20 protein-coding genes are annotated in these 22,634 nt (G+C 61.6%); 11 read left to right on the forward strand and 9 right to left on the reverse strand.

Going from position 1 to position 22,634, the window contains the following annotated elements:
• Positions 1–61: 61 nt before the first annotated feature.
• Together PV407_RS00965 and PV407_RS00970 are read left to right on the forward strand one after the other, a co-directional pair.
• Positions 62–976, forward strand: a complete 915-nt coding sequence (locus tag PV407_RS00965; protein WP_332087977.1) for a LysR family transcriptional regulator — start codon at positions 62–64, stop codon at positions 974–976.
• Positions 977–981: 5 nt separating this feature from the next.
• On the forward strand, positions 982–1,758 hold the full coding sequence (locus PV407_RS00970; RefSeq protein ID WP_332087978.1) for an MBL fold metallo-hydrolase: 777 nt from the start codon (positions 982–984) through the stop codon (positions 1,756–1,758).
• A 72-nt stretch (positions 1,759–1,830) separates the two neighbouring features.
• Here PV407_RS00970 and PV407_RS00975 read toward each other — a convergent pair whose 3' ends face one another.
• The 5 genes from PV407_RS00975 to PV407_RS00995 form a co-directional block, all read right to left on the reverse strand.
• Positions 1,831–2,262, reverse strand: coding sequence for a methylglyoxal synthase (locus PV407_RS00975; protein ID WP_332087979.1), 432 nt, complete (start codon positions 2,260–2,262; stop codon positions 1,831–1,833).
• Between the two features lie 231 nt (positions 2,263–2,493).
• Entirely contained in the window at positions 2,494–3,258 is a 765-nt protein-coding gene (locus tag PV407_RS00980) for an amidohydrolase family protein (RefSeq protein WP_332087980.1), read from the reverse strand.
• 35 nt (positions 3,259–3,293) lie between these two features.
• The gene (locus PV407_RS00985; protein WP_332087981.1) at positions 3,294–4,043 is read right to left on the reverse strand and encodes an amidohydrolase family protein; all 750 of its coding nucleotides are present in this window, start codon (positions 4,041–4,043) and stop codon (positions 3,294–3,296) included.
• Positions 4,044–4,085: 42 nt separating this feature from the next.
• On the reverse strand, positions 4,086–5,306 hold the full coding sequence (locus PV407_RS00990) for an aminotransferase class III-fold pyridoxal phosphate-dependent enzyme (protein ID WP_332087982.1): 1,221 nt from the start codon (positions 5,304–5,306) through the stop codon (positions 4,086–4,088).
• 212 nt (positions 5,307–5,518) lie between these two features.
• Complete coding sequence (locus PV407_RS00995) at positions 5,519–6,319, reverse strand: carbon-nitrogen family hydrolase (RefSeq protein WP_332087983.1); 801 nt, start codon at positions 6,317–6,319, stop codon at positions 5,519–5,521.
• A 160-nt stretch (positions 6,320–6,479) separates the two neighbouring features.
• On the opposite strand from PV407_RS00995, the gene PV407_RS01000 reads away from it, so the two are divergent.
• The 9 genes from PV407_RS01000 (at position 6,480) to PV407_RS01040 (ending at position 18,343) form a co-directional block, all read left to right on the forward strand.
• Positions 6,480–7,682, forward strand: coding sequence for a pyridoxal phosphate-dependent aminotransferase (locus tag PV407_RS01000; RefSeq protein ID WP_332087984.1), 1,203 nt, complete (start codon positions 6,480–6,482; stop codon positions 7,680–7,682).
• Between the two features lie 485 nt (positions 7,683–8,167).
• A complete protein-coding gene (locus PV407_RS01005) occupies positions 8,168–9,970 on the forward strand; it encodes a glycosyl hydrolase family 28-related protein (protein WP_332087985.1) in 1,803 nt (600 codons plus the stop codon).
• Positions 9,971–10,674: 704 nt separating this feature from the next.
• Positions 10,675–11,781, forward strand: coding sequence for a glutamate 5-kinase (gene proB, locus PV407_RS01010; protein WP_332087986.1), 1,107 nt, complete (start codon positions 10,675–10,677; stop codon positions 11,779–11,781).
• 6 nt (positions 11,782–11,787) lie between these two features.
• The gene (locus PV407_RS01015; protein WP_332087987.1) at positions 11,788–13,509 is read left to right on the forward strand and encodes a proline--tRNA ligase; all 1,722 of its coding nucleotides are present in this window, start codon (positions 11,788–11,790) and stop codon (positions 13,507–13,509) included.
• A gap of 44 nt (positions 13,510–13,553) precedes the next feature.
• Positions 13,554–14,801 carry a glutamate-5-semialdehyde dehydrogenase gene (locus tag PV407_RS01020; protein WP_332087988.1) on the forward strand — a complete coding sequence of 416 codons (1,248 nt, stop codon included), beginning with the start codon at positions 13,554–13,556 and terminating at the stop codon, positions 14,799–14,801.
• Positions 14,802–14,869: 68 nt separating this feature from the next.
• Positions 14,870–15,742, forward strand: a complete 873-nt coding sequence (gene proC, locus PV407_RS01025) for a pyrroline-5-carboxylate reductase (RefSeq protein ID WP_332087989.1) — start codon at positions 14,870–14,872, stop codon at positions 15,740–15,742.
• 4 nt (positions 15,743–15,746) lie between these two features.
• Positions 15,747–17,036 (forward strand): 2,3-diketo-5-methylthiopentyl-1-phosphate enolase, encoded by a 1,290-nt coding sequence (locus tag PV407_RS01030; protein ID WP_332087990.1) that lies wholly within the window; start codon positions 15,747–15,749, stop codon positions 17,034–17,036.
• Positions 17,033–17,695: a 2-hydroxy-3-keto-5-methylthiopentenyl-1-phosphate phosphatase gene (locus PV407_RS01035; RefSeq protein ID WP_332087991.1), complete on the forward strand. Its 663-nt coding sequence runs from the start codon at positions 17,033–17,035 to the stop codon at positions 17,693–17,695. Before PV407_RS01030 ends, PV407_RS01035 begins: the two co-directional genes overlap by 4 nt.
• Positions 17,696–17,698: 3 nt before the next feature.
• Positions 17,699–18,343: a methylthioribulose 1-phosphate dehydratase gene (locus tag PV407_RS01040; protein ID WP_332087992.1), complete on the forward strand. Its 645-nt coding sequence runs from the start codon at positions 17,699–17,701 to the stop codon at positions 18,341–18,343.
• A 145-nt stretch (positions 18,344–18,488) separates the two neighbouring features.
• Here PV407_RS01040 and PV407_RS01045 read toward each other — a convergent pair whose 3' ends face one another.
• The 4 genes from PV407_RS01045 to PV407_RS01060 all read right to left on the reverse strand — a co-directional run bounded on the left by PV407_RS01045 (position 18,489) and on the right by PV407_RS01060 (position 22,633).
• Positions 18,489–19,172 (reverse strand): DnaD domain-containing protein, encoded by a 684-nt coding sequence (locus PV407_RS01045; protein WP_332087993.1) that lies wholly within the window; start codon positions 19,170–19,172, stop codon positions 18,489–18,491.
• Positions 19,173–19,191: 19 nt separating this feature from the next.
• On the reverse strand, positions 19,192–20,484 hold the full coding sequence (gene asnS, locus PV407_RS01050) for an asparagine--tRNA ligase (protein ID WP_332087994.1): 1,293 nt from the start codon (positions 20,482–20,484) through the stop codon (positions 19,192–19,194).
• A 62-nt stretch (positions 20,485–20,546) separates the two neighbouring features.
• Positions 20,547–21,767 carry an acetate/propionate family kinase gene (locus tag PV407_RS01055; protein ID WP_332087995.1) on the reverse strand — a complete coding sequence of 407 codons (1,221 nt, stop codon included), beginning with the start codon at positions 21,765–21,767 and terminating at the stop codon, positions 20,547–20,549.
• Positions 21,764–22,633: a 3-hydroxyacyl-CoA dehydrogenase family protein gene (locus PV407_RS01060; protein WP_332087996.1), complete on the reverse strand. Its 870-nt coding sequence runs from the start codon at positions 22,631–22,633 to the stop codon at positions 21,764–21,766. Before PV407_RS01060 ends, PV407_RS01055 begins: the two co-directional genes overlap by 4 nt.
• Position 22,634 lies beyond the last annotated feature (1 nt).

Consider the following 22,634-nt stretch of genomic DNA (forward strand, 5'->3'; position numbering starts at 1 on the left):
TCGTATCATATGCCGTATAATGGAGCCAAACATAAGCGGTCAATTAGGAGGATCACCCCGCATGGAATTCAGACAGCTTCAATACGCCATCCAAATCGCGGCCGAAAAAAACTTCTCGCGCGCGGCGGAGAAGCTTCATATCGCCCAGCCTTCGCTCAGCCAGCAATTGTCCAAGCTGGAAAAGGAGCTCGGCGTGCTATTGTTTCACCGCAATACGAACTCGGTCGAATTGACCCATGCGGGCAGCCTGTTCGTCGAAAAGGCGCAGCAAATCGTCGACATGGTCGGCGAAATCCGCCAGGAAATGGACGATATTTCGCAGTTGCGCAAAGGCCGGCTCATTATCGGAAGCATGCCGATTACCGGCGCCCATATGCTGCCGTCCGTACTTCCCGTGTTCCGGGAACGGTATCCCGAAATCGAAATCGTGCTCGTCGAAGAAACGTCCGCCATCTTGACGCAGCTCACCGCGGAGGGCCGCACCGATCTGAGCGTCCTGTCGCTTCCGCAGCAGGAGTCGGCGCTGGAGTACGACGTGCTGATCGAGGAGGAGATACGGCTGGCCGTCCCGCCCGGCCACCCCGAGGCGCGCAGCGCGGACCGCGGCGGCACCGTCGATTTGGCCCGGTTCAAGGACGAGCCGTTCATCGTGCTGAAAAAAGGACAAGGCTTGCGCCAGACGGCGATCGACTTTTGCCTTCACGCCGGCTTTTCTCCGCGCATCGTGTTCGAAAGCAGCAATATCGAGACGGTCCAGTCGCTCGTCGCCGCCGGCATGGGCTGCGCGTTCGTGCCCGCGATGGTCGAACGGGGCAAATGGAGCGAGCTGGCGCCGGCCTATTTGTCGATCGACAGCAGGCCGACCCGGACGATCGTCATCGCCAGGCGGAAAGGCCGCTACGTTTCGAAGGCGGCGGAGGCGTTCATCGCCACCGCGCTGGAGCTGCTGGGCAAAACGCCGAAGACGGGGGGATGAGACGAATGGATCGGCTTACGTTTTTGGGGACCGGAGATTCGATGGGCGTTCCCCGCGTATATTGCGAATGCCGCGTCTGCGAAGAGGCGCGCGCGTCCGGCCGCAACCGCAGGTACCGCTCGTCGGCGATCGTCCATACCGAAGCCGGCGATTTGCTGCTGGACTGCGGACCGGACTGGGTCGCCCAGATGGAGCTGCTCGGCGTCCGCTCGGTCGAGCGGGCGCTCGTCACGCATCCGCATCACGATCATATCGCGGGACTGCCCGAATGGTTCGACGCCTGCCGGTGGACGGAGACGAAAGGCGCCGTCCATGCGCCGGCCGTCGTGTTCGAAACGATCCGCAGGCAATATCCGTGGCTGGAAAGGCGGCTCGCGTTTCTGAGTAACGACGGCGGGTTCGCGTTCGGCGGCTGGTCGATCACGCCGTGGGAAGTGTGCCACGGCCGGAACGGCACGTCGTTCGCCTACCGGTTCGAAAAGCCGGGCTTTCGCTGGGCGTACTGCTCCGACGCGATCCGGCTTACGGAGCAACAAAAAAAGCCGCTTCACGGCTTGAACATGCTGGTGCTCGGCACGAATTTTTACAAAGAGGAGGCGAAGCCGGAATCGCGTTCCGTCTACGATATGACGGAGGCGTTCGAGCTTCTGCGGGAGGTGAAGCCGGACATGGCGTATTTCACGCACATGTCGCACGGAGTCGACATCGACGCCGATTACGGGCTTCCCGGGAACGTAAAGCTGGCCCGGCACGGCGATGTCGTTGCGCTTTGCGCCCGATGAGCCGTGCATGCGCCGTTTTGAAACGCCGTCCGCTCCTACGGAATTGCCGGAGTCGGACATCGCCGGCCCGGTTCAGCCTTCGGTGCCGCTTCTAAGCTCCATCCGGTAGCGGTGCACGACGTTCCGCCAAGCCAAATCGTGGCGTTCGAGCGACTTGACGAGCAGCTCGGCGGTCGCCACGTTCGTCGCGACCGGCACGCATTGAACGTCGCACAGGCGGAGCAGCGCGGTGACGTCCGGTTCGTGCGCGAGGGCGACGAGCGGATCGCGGAGAAAAATGACGGCGTCGATTTCGTTTTGCGCGACGAGCGCGCCGATTTGCTGATCGCCGCCGAGCGGGCCCGATCTCAGCTTCACGACGGTCAGCTTCGCTTCCTCGGCGATTTTTTGCCCGGTCGAGCCCGTCGCGAACAGCGTGTGCTGCGAAAACACGTTATGATAGGCGATCACCAGATTGACCAGTTCATCCTTCTTCACGTCATGGGCGATTAACGCGATGTTCATCAGGACCATCTCCTTATTAATGTTAGATTTAATAACGTACAAATTAGGTTATGACTGAATATTACACCACGATCGCCGAGAACGCAATAGTTATGTCATGTTTTATGACGCAAACTCACGAATATTTTTTAAACACAACACTTATTGTTATATAAAATAACACAAAGAGACTGTCCCTCATTCGGAGGCAGCCTCTCGTTTACATTATAAACCATCGAGCGCTCCCCGGAGCTACTCAACCTTTGACAAAACTTTGACGTTTTCGGCCAAAATGTCCCGAATCGTTCGTTCCGGCAGCCCCGTCATGGCCACAATGCCGTAGGAGCTTTTCAAGCAGTACAGCGGATGCTGGGAGCCGTATAAAAACTTGCTCGCCGGAACGATCCGAAGCAGCTCCTCCAGGGCGAACACCTTGTCCTTCAGCCCGCATGTGTCGAAAAACAGACGCGGCAGCCGGTTCGCCTCGTTCTTCATCGCGGCGATTTCATTGAACCGGATATTGAGCACGACGATGTCCAAATCCGGATGAGCGTTCGCGAACGCCCGCAGCCGGCCGACATCGAGCGGCTTCGGCTTCATCATATAATCGAGCCGTTCGTCCTCCATCCGCTTCGTCACGAACAGCGGAAGCCCGTGCCGCTTCAAGACGCCGCAAAGCTCGGCGACCGGCTCGCTCGCCAGGTCGTAGTCGTGATACGTCGGGTAAATGCGCACCCCGCGAATATCGAACCGGGCGAGTCCCTCCTCGATGTCGCGCCGCCAGCCCGGCAGCGTCGGATTCACGGTCAGCACATGCTTGTATTCCGTGCCTGCGATCGTCTCGTGCAGCTCCTCGTCGCCTTCGAACGGGTCGTTGTAAAAAATGCTGTTCAGCGACGCGACGTAGCCTCCCGTTATCCCGTTGTCGCGATGTACCGCACGCAGATGGTCGAGCGTGTTTTTGCGGATTTTTCGAAACGGCCAATGGCCGAGCAGCGCGTTCACATCGAAATGCATGCGTCCCCCTCCTTCGCACGCCGAAATCGGCGTCGTCACCCGATCGTAAAGCTGCGATCGAACAGCTCGAGCGCGTTTTTATAGTAAATGCGCTCCTTCTGCTCGGCCGTCAGATCGGCCTCCTCGACTTGTCCGTAATTGACGACGTACGTAATCGGCATGTCGGAGCCGAAGACGATCCGGTCCGCGCCGACGCGTTCGACCGCATAATCGAGATCGTCGCGTCGAAACGGCGAACCGGAAAAGTCGTGCCAGACGTTGCGGCAATCGCGCACCGCCTTGATGCCGTGGTAGCAGTTTCCGCCGAAATGCGCCATAAGCAGCTTCGCCTGCGGGTAGCGCTTCGCCAGCCGGGCGACGTGAACGCCCGTCGTTTCGTACGGCAGCTGGTCGACCGCCTTGTAAAACGAATGGATCAAAATCGGAATGCCGGCGCCGATGCACGTCTCGACGAGCGGGAACACGCGCGGATCGTCGCAAAACGTGGCGACCCACAGCTTCATCCCGCTCATGCCGTACTGCTCGATGCCCCGCTTCAGGACGTCGAGGGCGTTTCCGTGCGCCGGATTGACGTAACAATACCCTTCGACGAGCCCCGGCTGCTCCTTCATGAAACGGTATACGTCTTTGTTGAGAGCGGCGATTTCGGCTTCGTCGGGATAGTGCGACTTCAACCCGGACACGTGCAGCTTCGATATGCCGAACACGTCGCAGGCGCGCAAAAGCGTCTCCACGCTGCCGTCGTAATCGCCGCCCCATATGTGCGTATGCGCGTCAATAATCATCGTAGGTTCGCCTCCTATCGGATCGGCCGCCTTGCAGCGCGCTTACAGCTGTTCGCACGCGCGGGCAAGCCGCTCCAGCGCCTCGGCGACATCGTCGTCCCCGTGGCTGAAATTGACATATGAAACGTTGTACAGCGAAACGCCGTTGCGGTAAGCGAGCCGGAAAAAGCGCTCGCGGATTTCGGCTTTCGCGCCCGGCGCGAGCGTAAACGTCGGGCACGGCCAAAAGCCTTTCAGCTCGAGCGGCACGCCGGTCCGGCGGAAGACGGCGTTCAGTCCGCCCCACAGCTTCTCCCCTTGCCGCCACAAATGCCCGACGACGTCGTGCCGCTTGTAAACCTCGATCGTCGCCTTCGAGGCGGCAAGCGAAAGCGTTTCCCCGCCGAACGTGCTCGAGATGACCGTGCCGCCGCGATCGCAAGCGTCCATCACTTCCTTCGCTCCGACATAGGCCGAAAGCGGCATGCCGTTGGCGATTCCTTTGCTGAAAACGGCGAGATCGGGAACCGCGCCGAAATATTGCTGCGCGCCGCCGACGGCGATGCGGAAGCCGGTGACGATTTCGTCGTAAACAAGCAGCGCCCCGCGCTTCCGGGTCAATTCCCGAACGGCCGGGTAAAACGTCCGGCCTTCCTCCATCCGGGCGTAATCGGCGGCGATGACGACGGCGGCGATTTCGTCCCCGCAATGGTCGAACCACCGCTCCAGCGTGGCGATGTCGTTCCACGGCAGCGACAGGTGCAGCTCGGACATCGCGGCGGGAACGCCCGCCGCCTTTTGGCCCGAAACGGCTTGCCCCGGCAGCGTCTGGCCGCCTGCGGACAAGCTGTTCACCCAGCCGTTATAGCCGATCTGGATGATTCGGTCGCGTCCCGTATAAGCGCGCGCGATCCGGATGGCGGCGGCGATCGCCTCTCCGCCCGTTTTCAAAAATCGCGCCCGATCGGCGCATGGAATCAGCTCGCACAGCCGCTCCGCCACCTCCGCCTCGAGCGGATGGGGCTGGCCGAAGACGATGCCGCATTCGAGCTGGCGGCGAATCGCCTCGTCGACTTCGGGATATTGGTAGCCTAACGTAATCGGACCGAGGCCGTTGCGAAAATCGATATATTCGTTGCCGTCGGCATCCCATACCCGGCACCCTTTTCCTTTTACGATGACGGCCGGTTCCTCCGGCAGCAGCGAAGGCGCCTTCGAGCAGGTGCTCGATCCCCATGGGATCGCCTTTTCGAGCCGTTCGTGCCATTGCATGGAAGTTGTCATCCGCGCATTTCCCCCGTTCGTCCGATTTGCATACATGTTGACGACCTGTCTAAATTCAATCATATCCGATCGTTCCCGGCAAGGCGCGTCACGCTCCCTTTTCGGCCGCCAATGACGCTGTCGCTCCGGTTCTCTTTCGATATCGGGGATAGGCGCAGCGAAAACGAAACATGCGTCCGCCCGGGCAGACGCATGTTCGTTGCGCCGTCGCTTCAGTACAGCTCCGGCCTGCGGTCGGCGAATACGGGGATCGTCCGGCGCACTTGGTCGACGACCGCCATATCGAGCTCCGCCGTCAAAATCGCCTCCTCCTCGCCGCCCTCGGCGACGATTTCGCCCCACGGATCGACGACCATCGAATGGCCGAAAAACGACGTCGTTCCGCTCGTGCCGACCCGGTTGCACGCCACGACGTACATTTGATTTTCGATCGCCCGGGCCGTCAGCAGCGTGCGCCAATGGTGCAGCCGCGGATGCGGCCATTCGGCCGGCACGATCAGCAGCTTGGCGCCGCCGAGCGCGAGCTTGCGCGTCAGCTCCGGGAATCGGATGTCGTAGCAGATCATCATGCCGGCCGGAACGCCGTCCACGCTCAGCTCTCCGACACGGTCGCCGGCGTGCAAATATTTTTCTTCGTCCATGAGCCGGAACAGGTGGATTTTCGAATAGTCGCCGATCCTCGTTCCCGCGCGGTCGAAGGCGTAAATCGTGTTGCGGACTCGATCGCCGTTCAGCTCGGCGACCGAACCGGCGACGACGTTCACCCCGTGCTTGCGGCAAAAGGCGGATACGAACTCCCGCGTCCTTTCCCCTTCGCGGTCCGCGATGTCGCGAATGCGGTCCAGCGCATAGCCGGTGTTCCACATTTCCGGAAACACGATCAGATCCGGTTTGCGCGGCCCCGACACGGCTCGTTCCAGGAGCTGCGCCAGCTTGGCGAAATTCGTTTCCGGCTCGCCGATCGCGATGTCCATCTGCAATACGGCGACGTTCAGCTTTTGTCCGTCTGACATGGTCGTTTCACTCCGCTTCGTTGGGTTCCTATTTATCATAGTCGATCGAACGGCGCCAAGCAACGACGGCTTCCGGCAAAAATGCGATGGAAAAAGCCGCTCGCGACAGGTATAATCAAGTGTAATCGTCAAATAAGTCTACCATTCGGAGTGAAATACGATGAATTTACCGACACAGAAGGCGTCCGCCTTCCCGATCGAAGCCGCCGACCGGCTGAAGCGGCTGCCGACGCAGTTTTTCGCTTCTCTCGTCAGCAAAGTGAACCGGCAAATCGCCATGGGGCACGACGTGATCAATCTCGGTCAGGGCAACCCCGACCGGCCGACGCCCGGGCATATCGTTACCGCCCTTCAGGAGGCTGCGCCGGACCCGGCCTACCATAAATATTCCCCGTTCAGCGGGTTTTCGTTTTTGAAGGAAGCGATCGCGAGCCGTTATCGGGAAGATTACGGCGTCCGGCTCGATCCGGAAACCGAAGTCGCCATCCTGTTCGGCGGCAAGACGGGTCTCGTCGAAATCAGCGGCTGCCTGCTGAACGCCGGCGACGTCTGCCTCGTCCCCGACCCCGGCTATCCCGACTACTGGTCGGGCGTCGAGCTGGCCGGCGGACGCATGGCGTTCATGCCGCTCAAGGAGGACAACGCCTTCCTTCCCGACTATTCCGCCCTGTCGCCGGACGACGTGAACAAGGCGAAGCTGATGTTCGTCAATTATCCGAACAATCCGACGGCCGCCTGCGCGCCCGAATCGTTTTACGACGATACGATCCGGTTCGCCGCCGCGAACGGCATCGTGGTGGCGAGCGATTTCGCGTACGGGGCGATCGGCTTCGACGGCAAACGGCCGGTCAGCTTTCTGCAGCGTCCGGGGGCGAAGGAAGTCGGCGTCGAGTTTTACACGATGTCGAAAACGTACAATATGGCCGGCTGGCGCGTCGGCTTCGCGCTCGGCAACGCCGAGGTCGTGCGGCTCATCAACTTGATCCAGGACCACTATTACGTCAGCTTGTTCGGCGGCATACAGGCGGCCGCGGCGCATGCGTTGACCGGACCGCAGGATTGCGTCCGGGAGCTGAACGCCGTCTACGAAAGCCGCCGCAACGCCTTATTCGGCGCCCTCTCCCGCATCGGCTGGGAAGCGAAGCCGTCAGCGGGCTCGTTTTTCGCCTGGCTGCCGGTGCCGAAGCGGTATACGTCCGCCGAATTCGCGGACTTGCTGCTGACCGAGGCCCACGTCATGGTCGCGCCGGGAATCGGGTTCGGCACGCACGGCGAAGGCTACGTCCGCGTCGGGCTCCTCTCGTCCGAGGAACGGCTGGAGGAAGCGGTGCGGCGCATCGGGCGGCTGAACTTGTTCGGTTAGGCGATATGGCGCGCGCCGCCCGCTTCGAGGCGAATGCGGGCGGTTCGTGCGCGAAAGGGCGATATGCGCTCCTACAGCTCGTCGTTTTCCGGCAGGCGCTTCGCCTGTCGCCTTCCTATACATCCTGCCGTTGCCACCCCCTCTTGCTCGGTACGAGAGAGCGTTACCCGGGGATATGGACAAAGCGACGGATCGAGCCGTCGCTTATTTGCTTTGGAAAGCTTTTTTCACACGGATCGGCCGCCCCCTTCGATACGGTGTTGACTGAACGCGAACGGGGTTTGTATAATAGAGTCGACAATCTATAGAACATCGTTCTACAATAAAGAACTAAAGTTCATGCTCATCATCCGGACGCTTCATAAACAACAACCGCCGCCTCGATCTCGTCCGCTGCCTTCAGCTATGCCTTGACCCGCTCGTCCCGCCGACACAATCGATCATCCTGCCCATCACAAAGGTATAACCATAAGGAGGAGTTGTTCATGGATCAAAATGAAAACGGTTACGATCCGGAGGAAACGGAAGTCGGCAAAGACGCAAAACCGCTCAGCAGAAGAGAAATGCTGGCTACCATCGGCTTTGCGGGCACCGCCCTTTTTGCCGGAGGAGCGTTTCTGGCAGATCCGATTGCCGAAGCTTCCGCAGCGGATGCCGTTTATGGCGCCAAGAAAGGACATCCGGATATTCCTTCAAAGCTTTTTGGAGAAAATTGCCGCGTTACCCGAATATCCATTGCGGAGCTGCGAAACGTTACGAATCCGAGCGAGACGACCGTCTATTTCGTTTCGGATCCGGGACGGGAAGGATTTTTTGTATACGACCCTGCGGATACGGCTGCGCCCGACAATGCCGGAACGGTGATCGTGTCCGCGAGCGGTGCCCGATTCGAACGGATCGTGCAGGGAGAGCTGAATGTGAAATGGTTCGGCGCTTCCGGCGACTCGGCGACGGACGATACCGCCGCCATTCAGGCGGCGCTTGACACGGGACAAGCGGTGTTTTTGCCGGCCGGAACGTACAAGGTGACGGATACGCTGCGTCTGAAGGAGAACGGCCAAATGATCCGCGGAGCGGGACGCTTTCGTACTACGATCAAAAATTCGGCCAATGCAAAACCGCTGCTGCACTTCGGCGATCTGACCGACAGCGCGGCAACCGGCTATGCGTTATCATGCACGGCCCGGGATTTCTCGTTGGAGGGCAATCCGTCAACTGCGGAAGGAATCGGTCTGCTCGGCATATTGGACGATGTTGCGACTTGGGGAAGCGCTTCGCGAGCGTGCATCCTCGAAGGCATTCGCGTAACGGGAATCGGCTCCGGACCCGCTCTTCGCGTTTCCGCATGGACGCCGACCGTAATCGGCTGCGAATTTTGGAACAGCAAGCAGGGCATCAAAATCGGCAATCATGTGTATGCCGGACGGTTTATCGGCAATTACATCAGCGGTCACGAGGCCGAAGGAATTACGTGCGGCGTGCAGGCGGCAAACTCGGCGGCGCTTCTTTTCTCGGGCAATGTCATCCAGTGGTGCGGCAGTCCGTCCGGGATGATCGTATTGTCCGGCGGCAGCGCATGGACGTTTTTAAATACGTATATCGAAAAGCCGAACGTCGGCTGCGGCGCCGTATGGGCGTTGTCCGACCCGTGCACGACCGTCACGATCGACGGCGTTCATTACGGCACCGCCAAAGGAGAAACCGCCATCGATGTCGTTTCCACCAATATTAAACTGTGCTCCGTCCGAAATGTGCAAATATTCGGAAACGTGCGCAGCGCCGTAAAAATAACGGGCATCCTGCCGCTGACTTCAATCGACGGCGTGCGCCAGCCGTCCGGAACCGCCGGCGTCGCGCTGATCGACGACCAGTCGGAACGCAAGCAGACTTTCATCAACAATTCCCCGCTCGGCATCGAAACGGGCGCGGCCAAAATCAAGTGCGTCCCCTCTTACAATGCGATTACGGCTGTCGATACGGCGACCGGCCATACCCGCTGGTTCCTGAAAAACGGACGCGAATATTTCGGCGCCGATACGAGCGCGCCAAGCCTTGGAGCGGACGGGCAATCGCTGGCCGTCTATAAAGGAGCCGGCATCGGTCCGCTGAAAGTCGACCGCCTTATGCTCGGCGCCGACAACAAAGGCCTATTTCACGGTTCCGGCAGCCCGGAAGGAGTCGTAACGGCACCGGTAGGATCGCTTTACCTGCGTGCCGACGGGAGTCCCGGCTCCACGTTGTATGTGAAGGAAAGCGGCGTCGGCAATACGGGCTGGGCGGCCAAATAGCCCGCCGCCGATCCGCGATCGGAGACGGATTCGGATCGGGAGCACCGCTTCCGCCGACCGGCGGGATGCTTGCGGCGCGGCTCCCGCTTCAAGCGAATGCGGGCGGTTAATGCGCAAAAGAGCGTTATCCGCGCGTACGACCCGACGTTTGAGCCGCTAAAGCGGACCTAAGCGCACTATACATGCGGCGCGGCGTCCGCATCATGGCGAATGCAGGCGGTTAATGCGCAAAAGAGCGTTATCCGCGCGTACAGCCCGACGTTTAGGCCGCTTTAGCGCTCCTAAGCGCACTATACATGCGGCGCGGCGGTCCGCACCGAGGCGAAAGCGACTCGCCGTCGTGCCGACGTCTTTACAAACGCGACGCGGGATGCTATTCTAGTTAGTAACAATTTCGAACTTAACGTGATGACGGGACCAGTACGCACAGCCCGCGCGATCAGAGAGCGAATTCCGATGGCTGCGAGAATTCGCCGCAGGCGGCTGAGCCGAACCCCACCCCCGAACGGCCAACGACGAGTTGGACAGCACCCTGCTGTTACCAGGGACTGAAGATGGCGGCGCGCGCCGTTTTACCCGCGCCCGTTAATTAAGGTGGTACCGCGGAAGCCGGACTTTCGTCCTTAACAAGGATGAGAGTCTTTTTTGTTTTATGCGCGAAGCGCCGGCGGACGTCATTATGCGAAAGCAAGGTGGGATCAACCGTGCAACAAACAATCGTAGTCAAAATCGGCAGCAGCTCGCTTACGTCCGACGAAGGCGGCCTGAACCGAGCCAAAATCGAATATTTCGCCGCAGAGCTGTCCCGGCTTCAGCACGCCGGCTGGAACGTCGTGCTCGTCACCTCCGGCGCCGTCGCCGCCGGCTTCCGCCAAATCGGCTACGCCAGACGGCCGAAGGCGCTGCACGAGAAGCAAGCGTCGGCCGCGGTCGGGCAGGCGCTGCTCATGCAGCGCTACAACGAAGCGTTCGCCCGGCACGGGCTGACGGTCGCGCAAATATTGCTCACCCGCTCCGATTTCCGTAGCCGCCAGCGCAACCATAATGCGCTCATGACGCTGCAGGAGCTGATCAGCCGCGGCGTGATTCCGATCATCAACGAGAACGACACGGTCGCCGTCGACGAATTGAAGTTCAGCGAGAACGATACCCTCTCCGCGCTCGTCGCCAATTTGCTGAAGGCGCAAAAGCTGGTCATATTGACCGACACCGACGGGCTGTATACCGACGATCCGCGCAAAAACAGCGGCGCGCGGCGCATCGAGCGGGTCGAAGAAATCAGCGAGGACATTTATCGGATCGCCGGCGGCTCGGGCTCTTCCGTCGGCACGGGCGGCATGCGCTCGAAAATCGAGGCGGCGCGCATCGCCACGAGCTGCGGCGTGCCGGTATTCATCGGCAGGGCGAGCGAGCCGGACGATTTGCTGCACGCCGTCCGGGGCGAAGGCAAAGGCACGTATTTCGATACGAGCGCGCATACGCTGTCGACGAAAAAGCAGTGGATCGGTTTCCATTCCGATCCGCAGGGCAAGGTGAAGGTCGACGCCGGGGCGGAGCGGGCGCTGGTCGACGGCGGCAAAAGCTTGCTGCCCGCCGGCGTCACCGAGGTCGACGGCGACTTCCATCCCGGCGACGTCGTCGAAGTGACCGATGCCGACGGCCGTACGCTCGGGCGGGGCGTCGTGAACTATGCTTCCTGGCAGCTGAAAGCGGTAGCCGGTCTGTCGACCGAGGAAGTGCGCAAGCGCGTGGACGTGCCGCGCATCGAAGTCGTCCATCGCGACGAATGGATCGTATTTGCGGGGAGGTGACGGGGCATGCGATGGAACGATACGCTGATTCCGACGCTGCGCGACGACCCTTCGGACGCCGAGACGAACAGCCACCGCTTCATGCTGCGCGCCGGTCTCATCCGGCAGCTGGCCGCGGGCGTCTACTCGTACCTTCCGCTCGGCCTGCGCGTTCTGCGCAACGTCGAACGCATCATCCGCGAGGAAATGGATAACGCCGGCGCCGTCGAAGCGCTGCTGCCGTCGCTGCACCCGGCCGAGCTGTGGCAGCGAAGCGGACGATGGGACGCGTACGGCGACGAGCTGATGCGGCTGAAAGACCGGCACGGCCGGCCGTTCGCGCTCGGAGCGACCCACGAGGAAGCGATCACGTCGCTCGTCGGCGACGAGGTCAAGTCGTACAAAAAGCTGCCGCTCACGCTGTACCAAATCCAGACGAAGTTCCGCGACGAACGAAGGCCGCGGTACGGGCTGATGCGCGGACGCGAATTTATAATGAAGGACGCGTATTCGTTCGACGCGTCGGCGGAAGGGCTGGACCGCAGCTATAAGCGGATGTACGACGCCTACGCCGCCATCTTCGCCCGCTGCGGGCTGACGTTCCGGGCGGTCGAAGCCGACTCCGGCTCGATCGGCGGCACCGACACGCATGAATTCATGGCGCTGTCCGACGTCGGCGAAGATACGATCGTCCACTGCCGCGGATGCGGCTACGCGGCCAATATGGAGCTTGCCGTATCGCTCGGCGGCGAAGGGTCTCCGTCGCCGGCCGGTGCCGCGGATAGCGGCGAAGGCGCCCCGCCCGTCGTCCGCGAGATCGAGACGCCGAACGTGCGGACGATCGCCGAGCTGACGCGTTTTCTCGGCGTCGAATCGCGGCGAATCGTCAAATCGATCGCGCTCGTCGCGGACGGGCGCCCGGTCGTCGCCCTCGTGCGCGGCGACCGCGAGTTGAACGAGACGAAGCTGAAACGGCTGCTGGGCGCCGATAGCTTGGATATGATGACGGAAACCGACGTCGCCGAAAAGCTCGGCTCGGTCGCCGGATACATCGGCCCCGTCGGTCTTCCGGGGAACGTCGCGATCGCAGCCGACGAAGAAATTCGCGGCATGCCGCACGCCGTCGTCGGTGCCGGCGCCGCCGACCGTCATCGGACCGGCGTCAGGCCGGAGCGCGATTTCCGGGTCGACGTTTGGGGCGACATTCGTTCCGCCGCCGAAGGAGACCGCTGCACGCGCTGCGGCGAGCCGCTTTCGTTCGACAAAGGCATCGAAATCGGACACGTGTTCAAGCTCGGCACGAAATACAGCGATTCGATGCGCGCGACGTTTCTGGACGATACCGGGCGGTCGCTGCCGTACGTCATGGGATGCTACGGCATCGGCGTCTCCCGCCTGGTGGCCGCCGTCGTCGAGCAGCACTGCGACGATGCCGGGATCGTATGGCCGGCGGAGCTTTCGCCTTATCGCGTTCATTTGATCGTCATCCAGAAAAAGGATCCGGTTCAAGCGGAGCTGGCGGAGAAGCTGTACCGCGACCTGCGCCGCAGCGGCGTCGACGTGCTGTTCGACGACCGCGACGAGCGGGCCGGCGCCAAATTCGCCGACGCCGATCTGATCGGGCTGCCGATCCGGGTCACCGTCGGCAAGCGGGCGGCGGACGGCATCGTCGAATGCAGGCTGCGCAGCGAACCGGATTCGTTCGAGCTGGAAGCCGGGAAGCTGTACGATTTCGTGCGGAATGCATGAAGAAGGTTTTCACAAATACAGATCGCCCCGAGGGAGGAATTGACATGAGTGAAGTTCGCGAAAAAGCGGCCCGGGCGAAGGAAGCCGCGCGGGCGATGAACCGCGTGACGACCGGGCAAAAAAACGAAGCGCTCGCCTTGATGGCCGACCGGCTTGTCGCCGAAAGCTCCGCCATCCTGGAGGCGAACGCGATCGATTTGGCGAACGGCAGGCAAAACGGCACCTCCGAGTCGCTGCTCGACCGGCTGGCGCTTACCGACAAACGGATCGGCGCGATCGCAGAAGGACTGCGCCAAATTATCGAGCTGCCGGACCCGACCGGCCTGCTGCTGGACGAAACGACGCGCCCGAACGGGCTCGTCATCCGCAAATACAGCGTTCCGCTCGGCGTCGTCGGCATCGTGTACGAGGCGCGGCCGAACGTCACCGTCGACGCGGCCGGCTTGTGCCTGAAAAGCGGCAACGCCGTCGTGCTGCGCGGAGGGTCGGCCGCGCTGGAGTCGAACAAAGCGATCGTGCGCATCATGCACGAGGCGCTGTCCCGCACCGCCCTGCCGGTCGACGGCCTGCAGCTGATCGAAAGCGTGGACCGGTCGTCGGTCGACGAAATGCTCAAGCTGAACGGGCTGCTGGACGTCATCATCCCGCGGGGAGGCCGCTCCCTCATCCAAAACGTCGTCCAAAACGCGACGGTGCCGGTCATCGAAACCGGAGAAGGCGTTTGCCATACGTACCTGGACGACGAAGCGGATCCGGAGAAAGCCGAAGCGATCGTCATCAACGCCAAAGTGCAGCGTCCTTCCGTCTGCAACGCGATGGAAACGATGCTCGTGCACGAGCGTTATGCGGAAACTCGCCTGGCCCCGCTGGCGGACAAATTGAAAGAGCTCGGCGTCGAGCTGCGCGGCTGCGAACGGAGCCGGTCGCTCGTGCCTTGGATGGCGGAAGCGACGGAAGACGATTGGCGCACCGAATACAACGACCTCATTTTGTCCGTCAAAGTCGTCGGCGGCCTGGACGAAGCGCTTGAGCATATCGCCGCATACGGCACGCTTCATTCGGAATGCATCGTCACCGAAAACGGGGACCGCGCCGAACGGTTTCTGCGCGAAGTCGACGCCGCGGCCGTTTACCATAACGCCTCGACCCGCTTTACCGACGGGTTCGAATTCGGCTACGGCGCCGAAATCGGCATCAGCACGCAAAAGCTGCACGCGCGCGGCCCGATGGGGCTGCCGGCGCTTACCTCGACCAAATTCGTCGTCTGCGGAAGCGGACAAATTCGCGGTTGAACCGGCGCGCCCCGCTTGCCTTTAAGCAAGCGGGCGTACCCGAACCGCTCGGCAAGGAGTGACCGAACATGCAGGATACGAAAATAAACGGGACGATCGCCTTTATCGGCGCCGGCTCGATCGCCGAAGCGTTGATCGGCGGCATGATCGAAAAAAGCATCGCCTCGCCCGAGCAAATATTCGCCGTCAACGGGCAAAACGACGAGCGGCTCGCCTATTTGCGCGGCAAATACGGCATCCGCGCGTCGCGCATGCCGGAGGAACGGGACGAGGCGATTCGCGGCGCGGCGATCGTCGTTCTGAACATGAAGCCGAAAGATGCCGCGGCCGCCGTCGCGGACTACCGTCATCTGCTGCGTCCGGAGCAGCTTATCGTTTCGGTGATCGCCGGACTATCCGTCGCGACGATTCGCCGCTTGCTCGGCGGCTCGTTCCCCGTCGCCCGCACGATGCCGAACACGTCCAGCGCGATCGGGCTCGGGGCTGCGGGCGTCAGCTTCTCGGACGGCGTCGCGCCTTCGCAGCGCGAATCGGCGCTGAGCCTGTTCCGGGCGATCGGCGAAGCGAGCGTCGTCGACGAAGACCGGCTCGACATCGTGACGGGCGTGTCGGGCAGCGGTCCGGCTTACATTTATTACGTCATGGAAGCAATGATCGCCGCCGGCGTCCAAGGCGGCTTGACCGAGGAAACGGCCCGGGCGCTGACGGTGCAAACAGTGCTCGGAGCGGCGCAGATGGTCAAAGCGACGAACGAAACGCCGCAAGCGCTGCGGCGGAAAGTGACGTCGCCGAACGGCACGACGCAGGCCGCGATCGAGCTGTTGGAGGCAAACGGCGTCGGCGATCATATCGGCCGCGCGGTGCTGCGCGCCGCCGAGCGCGCGCGCGAAATCGGCCGGGATTTGGCCGAACAAACGATTGCAAGCGGAAAGCAGGTGTAGCCCCATGAGTTATTGCGTCGCCACATACCGCTGTCATGACGAGAAAGCGGATTTTCATAAGAAGGCGCAGTCGATCGCCATCGGCTTGACGGTCGGCAGCTGGACCGAGCTGCCGGCGGCGAAGCAGAAGCAGATGGAGAAGCACCTCGGCGTCGTCCTCTCCGTCGAAGTGCACGAACCGTCCGAAACCGCCGGAGCTTCCGGCGATCGGTACGCCGATATCCGCATCGCCTATCCGGACATCAACTTCAGCCGGGATATTCCGGCGCTGCTCGTCACCGTGTTCGGCAAGCTGTCGATGGACGGCAAAATCAAGCTGATCGACCTGCAATTTTCGCCCGCCTTCTTAAGCGGCTTCGCCGGTCCGAAGTTCGGCATCCGGGGCGTGCGCGACTGGCTCGGCGTTCACGACCGCCCGCTGCTCATGAGCATTTTCAAATCGGTCGTCGGGCACGATCTGGACGAGCTGGGCGAGCAGTTTTACGGACAGGCCGCGGGCGGGGTCGATCTGATCAAGGACGACGAAATTTTGTTCGAAAATCCGCTCACCCCGATCGAGAAGCGGGTCGAAACTTGCATGAAGGCGGCCGGACGCGCAAAACAACGGACCGGGCAAAAGCTGCTCTATGCCGTCAACGTGACGGGGCCGGCGTCCAAGCTGGCCGAGCAGGCGAAGAAGGCGATCGATGCCGGAGCGAACGCGCTTCTGTTCAACGTGCTCGCCTACGGCTTCGATACGCTGCGCGAGCTGAGCGCCGATCCGGAGATCGGCGTCCCGATCGCGGCGCATCCCGCGCTGTCCGGCGCGATGTACCCGTCGCCGCATTACGGCATCGCCGCCTCCGTGCTGCTCGGCAAGCTGATGCGGCTGTGCGGCGCCGATCTCGTCCTGTTCCCTTCCCCGTACGGCTCCGTCGTCATGCCGAAGGAGGAAAACATGGCGATCCGCCGCGCCCTCGTCACCGATCGGCTGGAGGACGACTATGTGTACAGGGGGCCGGATGCATCGGAGGGCGGCGAGACGCCGGCGCCGTTCGCGCTGCGCGAAAGCTTCCCCGTTCCGTCCGCCGGCATTCACCCGGGGCTCGTCCCCTGGATCGTGCGCGACTTCGGCGTCGACGTCGTCGTCAACGCCGGCGGCGGCATACACGGTCACCCGCAAGGCACGGCCGCGGGCGGACAAGCGTTCCGCCAGGCGATCGACGCGGTCATGGGCGGCCGGACGCTGGCCGATTACGCGGAAACGCATCCGGAGCTCGCCGATGCGATCCGGCTATGGGGGGCGAAGCAATGAAACGGCCTGTCATCTTCTGCGATTTCGACGGGACGATTACGGAGAGCGACAATATCGTCGCGATCATGAAGCATTTCGATCCGCCGGGCTGGGAGCCGCTCGTCGAACAGGTCGTTACGAACAAGATCAGCATCCGGGAAGGCGTAGGCCGCATGTTCGAGCTTCTCCCGTCTTCGAGCAAGGAAGAAGTGGCGCAATTCGTCTTCGGGACCGCGAACATTCGACCCGGCTTTCCGGAGCTGCTGCAGTTTTGCCGGGAGCGGGACATCGAGTTTCTCGTCACGAGCGGCGGCATCGACTTTTTCCTGCTGCCGCTGCTGGCGCCGTTTCCGATCGATCCGGGCCGCATTTACTGCAACGCGAGCGACTTTTCCGGGGAACGCATCCGCATCGTCTGGCCGCATCGGTGCGACGAACATTGCGCGAACGATTGCGGCATGTGCAAGACGACGATTATTCGCCGTTACCCGCAAACGGATTATTTCCGCATTTTGATCGGCGACAGCGTCACCGACTTCGCCGGGGCGCAGCTGGCCGACCTCGTATTCGCCAGGTCGCATCTGATCGCGAAATGCGAGCAGCTCGGCTTGCCGTTCGTCCCGTTCGAAACGTTCCTCGACGTTGTCCGCCATTTGCAAACGATCCAGGAAAGGGTGTAACTTTTGAACGATCCGATCTATACGCTGGAGCAGCGCCAGCAAGCGTTCGCCGAGCTGCGCGAAGCGAAAGCCGAGCTGGCGGCGCGCGGCTGGTTTCCCGCGACGAGCGGCAACTTGTCCGTTCGCGTCGGCGCCTTCGCGGCGGACCGATTCGCCTTCGCGGTCACGTCGAGCGGCAAAGACAAATCGAAGCATACGCCGGACGATTATTTGATCGTCGACGGCGCCGGCCGCCCGATCGAGCCGACGAAGCTGAAGCCTTCGGCCGAAACGCTCATCCATTGCGAACTATACCGGCTGACCGGCTGCGGCGCCGTCTTTCACGTCCACACCGTTTTCAACAACATCGTCTCGGAGCTGTACGCGGAGCAGGGCAGCGTGCCGTTCCAGGGAGTCGAGCTGATCAAAGCGTTCAACATATGGGAAGAAAACGCGCGGATCGAAGTGCCGATATTGCCCAACTACGCGGAAATTCCGCGGATCGCCGCCCTTGTCGAGGAGCGGCTCCGGCCGGACGTTCCGGGCATCGTGCTGCGCAATCACGGCATATACGCCTGGGGAGCGAACGTGTTCGAGGCGAAGCGGCATTTGGAAGCTTTCGAATTTTTGTTCGAGTACGCGTACCGCTGGAAAGCGCTGCGCCTTTGACCGTCAATCCGCTTACGGAGCGGATGCAAAAATAGCGGACGATGGGACGCTTTTCTTTCGCACGCTCGATCCGACCGTTTGTCGGGTTCGATTCGCGAAAGAAAGAAGTCCCAAAGTCCGCTATTTTGTTTCGGCCCGCGATTGGCTAACGGGCCCCTCTGAACTTTTGCGTATACTGCTTCGCCTGCTCCGGCGTCTGCACCCGGTTGCGGCTCCATTCGAGGAGGATGCGGTCGATATACCGGAAATGGACGACGCCGGCGAATACCGCCTCCTTCAGCGCCAGCAAAATGAGCTCCTCCGGATACCGGTCGCGGTCGAGCCACTGCGATATGTTTTCGCATTCCATCGGGGTGAGCGGCCGGGCGAATTCTTTCTCGAACATGGTGAAAATGTCGCTTTCGCCCGCCTTGGCCGGAGCCGCTTTCGCCGCGGCCGGCGCCTTCCCCGCTGCGCCCGTCTCCTCAAGCCATGCGCCCGCCAGCCTCCGGTACAAATGCGACAAATTGTACGTTTCGCTGAGCACGCCCGTCGACGGATCGATCGCCTCGTCGATTTGCAGCAGCTCCTCCTTCAGCAGCCGCTGCAGCGCCTTGATGACCGCCTCCGGAGGCGCCGACATGCGGCTCTGCAGCTCCTGGGGAGTCGGAAACTCCTTCCCTTCCTTCTCCTTGAACGCGATCAGATGAATGAGCAGCATCGCTTCCGTATCGGAAATGTCCAGCCGCTTGTACAGCCGCAGCAGCAGCATCGAAACGGATGCGCTGCCGGCTTGCAGCGCCGCCGCCAGCTCGCTTTCGAGCGGCCCGCGTTGTTCCCCTCTCGCCATGCAAACGCCCCTTTCGCAATTATGGATACAGCCGATTCAGCAGCCGCGGAAACGGGATCGTTTCCCGGACGTGCTCCAGCCCGCAAATCCAGGCGACCGTCCGCTCCAGCCCGAGTCCGAAGCCGGAATGGGGCACCGTGCCGTATTTGCGCAAATCCAAGTACCAGCGGTACGCTTCCTCGCCCAGCTCGTGCTGCGCAAAGCGCTCTTGCATCAAGTCCGGGTCGTCGATCCGCTGGCTGCCCCCGATAATTTCCCCGTAGCCTTCCGGCGCGATCATATCCGCGCACAGAACGACTTCCGGCCGGTTCGGATCGGGCTTCATGTAGAACGCTTTAATGTCCGTCGGGTAATGGGTGATAAATACCGGCTTGTCGAACTGCCGCGCGATTTCCGTCTCGTGCGGCGCTCCGAAGTCTTCGCCCCAGGCGATCTCGTGACCGCTTTCCTGCAGCCGCCGGATCGTTTCGTCGTACGTGATGCGCGGGAACGGCGCCTTGACGTTTTCCAGCTTCGAAAGATCGCGGCCGAGCGTTTCGAGCTCCTTGCGGCAGTTCGCCAAGACCGATTGTACGACGAACGAAACGAAACGCTCCTGCACGATCAAATTTTGCTCGTGATCGACGAACGCCATTTCCGGCTCGATCATCCAAAACTCGATCAGATGGCGGCGCGTCTTCGATTTTTCGGCGCGGAACGTCGGGCCGAACGAATACACCTTGCCGAGCGCCATCGCCGCCGCTTCCATGTAAAGCTGGCCGCTTTGCGTCAAATAGGCGTCCTCGTCGAAATATTTCGTATGGAACAAATTCGTCGTCCCTTCGCACGACGAAGGCGTCAAAATCGGCGGGTCGACGAGATAGAAGCCGTTCTCGTCGAAAAATTGCTGCACGGCGCGAATGATGTGCGAGCGGACGACCATGATCGCCCGCTGCCGCGGGGAACGAAGCCACAAATGGCGATGGTCCATCAAATAATCGACGCCGTGCTCCTTCGGCGTAATCGGGTAATCGACCGCCACCTGAATCGGTTCGACGCCGGTTACGGTCAGCTCGTAGCCGCTTTGGCTGCGGGCGTCCTCCCGCACCGTTCCGGTGACGTAGAGCGAGCTTTCCTGCGTCAGCTTGGACGCCTCGTCCCATACCGGTTCGGCGACTTCGTTTTTGACGACGACGCCCTGGATGAATCCGGTTCCGTCGCGCAGCTGCATAAACTGAATTTTACCGCTCGACCGTTTGTTGTGCAGCCAGCAGCCGATCCGTACCGTTTGACCGACATGCCGGCTTACTTCCCGAATCGTAGTCAGCTCCATCCTCGTTCCTCCCTGTCGAATAATGATCGTTGCCGCCTTCGCCGCCGTGCCCGGCGGACGGTTTACGGGTTTTCTTGCAACGGACGGCCTCCGCTTATGCGGAACGTATCCCGCGCGATCATCAGCTCCTCGTTCGTCGGGATGACCCAGACGTCGACGGCCGAATCGGCGGTCGATATTTTCCGTTCCCCGCCCCCGCCTCGCTCGTTCGCTTCCGCATCCAGCCTCAGGCCGAGGAAGGTCAGCCCCTCGCAAACCGTTTTGCGCAGCAGCGCGCTGTTTTCCCCGACGCCGGCCGTAAAGATCAGCGTATCGAAGCCGTTCATGGCGGCCGCATAGGCCCCGATATATTTGCGGAGCCGGTATTCGTACATGTCGAACGCGAGCTTCGCCCTGCGGTCTCCGTCCTGAACGGCTTCCAGCACTTCGCGCATGTCGCCGAGTCCCCCGGAGACGGCGAACAGCCCGCTGTGCTTGTTCAGCATCGAATTCACTTCGCTGACCGACAAATCTTCCTTGTCCATCGCAAACGGCACGATGGCCGGGTCGATGTCCCCGCTTCTCGTCCCCATCATCAATCCTTCGAGCGGAGTCATCCCCATGCTCGTATCGAACGACTTCCCGCAGCGGATCGCCGTTACGCTCGCCCCGTTGCCGATATGGCACGAAACGATTTTCAGCTCGTCGGGCCGTTTCCCGCTCAGCTCCGCGGCCCGCTCGCTTACGTATTGGTGGGACGTGCCGTGAAACCCGTAACGCCGGACGCCGTGCTTTTTGTAAAAGACGTGCGGAATCGCATACCGAAACGACGCCGGCGGCATCGTCTGATGAAACGCCGTATCGAACACCGCCACCTGCGGAATGTGCGGCAGGTTGGCTTCTACCGCTAGAATGCCCGTCAGCGCTCCCGGATTATGCAGCGGCGCCAAATCGTACAAACGGCGTATTTCCCGCTTCACGTCGTCGTCGATCCGCACCGAGCCCGAGAACGTCTCGCCGCCGTGCACGACGCGATGGCCCGCCGCGTGAACGTCGTCGATCGACCGGAGGACGCCCTCCTTCGGATCGGTCAAAATGCGCAGCACTTTGCGGATCGCCGCCGTATGGTCCAAAATTTCGCTCACCTCGCGCAGCTCCGGCCGATCCGCCGGCTCGTGCGTCAGCATGGCCGTCTCCATGCCGATGCGCTCGACCTTCCCTTTGGCCAGGACGCGTTCCCGCACCATGTCGAACAGCTGGTATTTGAGCGACGAGCTTCCTGCGTTGATGACCAGTATGTTCATAATCTGTCGCCGTCCTCGTCGTATTGAAAAAAGCCTTCGCCCGTTTTGACGCCGAGATGGCCGGCGCGCACCATCTGCCTCAGCATAAACGACGGCCGGTATTTCAGGTCGCCGTATTCCCGGAACATCCGCTCCATCGCCGCCAGCACCGCGTCCAGTCCGAACCGGTCGGCCATCTCGAACGGACCGTAACGAAACTCGTAGCCGACCCGCATCGCCGTGTCGATGTCTTCGGCGGAGGCGACGCCTTCGGACAGCGCGTGCATCGCTTCATTGATCAGGGTGCAGATGAGCCGGGTCGTCACGAAGCCGGGCGATTCGTATACCATGATGCCCGTTTTTTGAATCGTTTGCTCGACGAACCGGCGCACGATGTCGTACGTTTCGGCGGACGTTTTCAACCCGCGCACGATTTCGACGAGCGGGCTTTTGCCGGCCGGATACGTAAAATGGAGCCCGATCACCCGTTCCGGGCGGCTCGTTTCCCCGGCCAGCTCGGTCAGGCTCAGCGTCGACGTGTTGCTCGCCAATATGGCGTCGGGACAAACGGCGTCGAGCCGCGCGAACACCGCTTTTTTGACGTCCAAATCTTCCGTTACCGTTTCGATGACCATATCGCAGGAAGCCAATTGCTCGATCGCGAGCGTTTTATGAATTTTGCTGAGCGTTTGCCGCCGCTCGGCTTCCGTTATCGCCCATTTCTCGAGCTGCTTGAGCAGGCTGAGCTCGATGCTCCGCCAGGCGTGCTCCAGCTGCTCCGGGCCGGCTTCCAGCAGCAGCACGTCGATGCCTTTGGCGGCGAGCATTTCGGCGATGCCCTGCCCCATCGTGCCGGCGCCGACGACCCCGATTTTCGCAATTTGCACG

The organism is Paenibacillus sp. GYB003 (assembly GCF_036577625.1).
Taxonomy (GTDB): domain Bacteria; phylum Bacillota; class Bacilli; order Paenibacillales; family NBRC-103111; genus Paenibacillus_AB.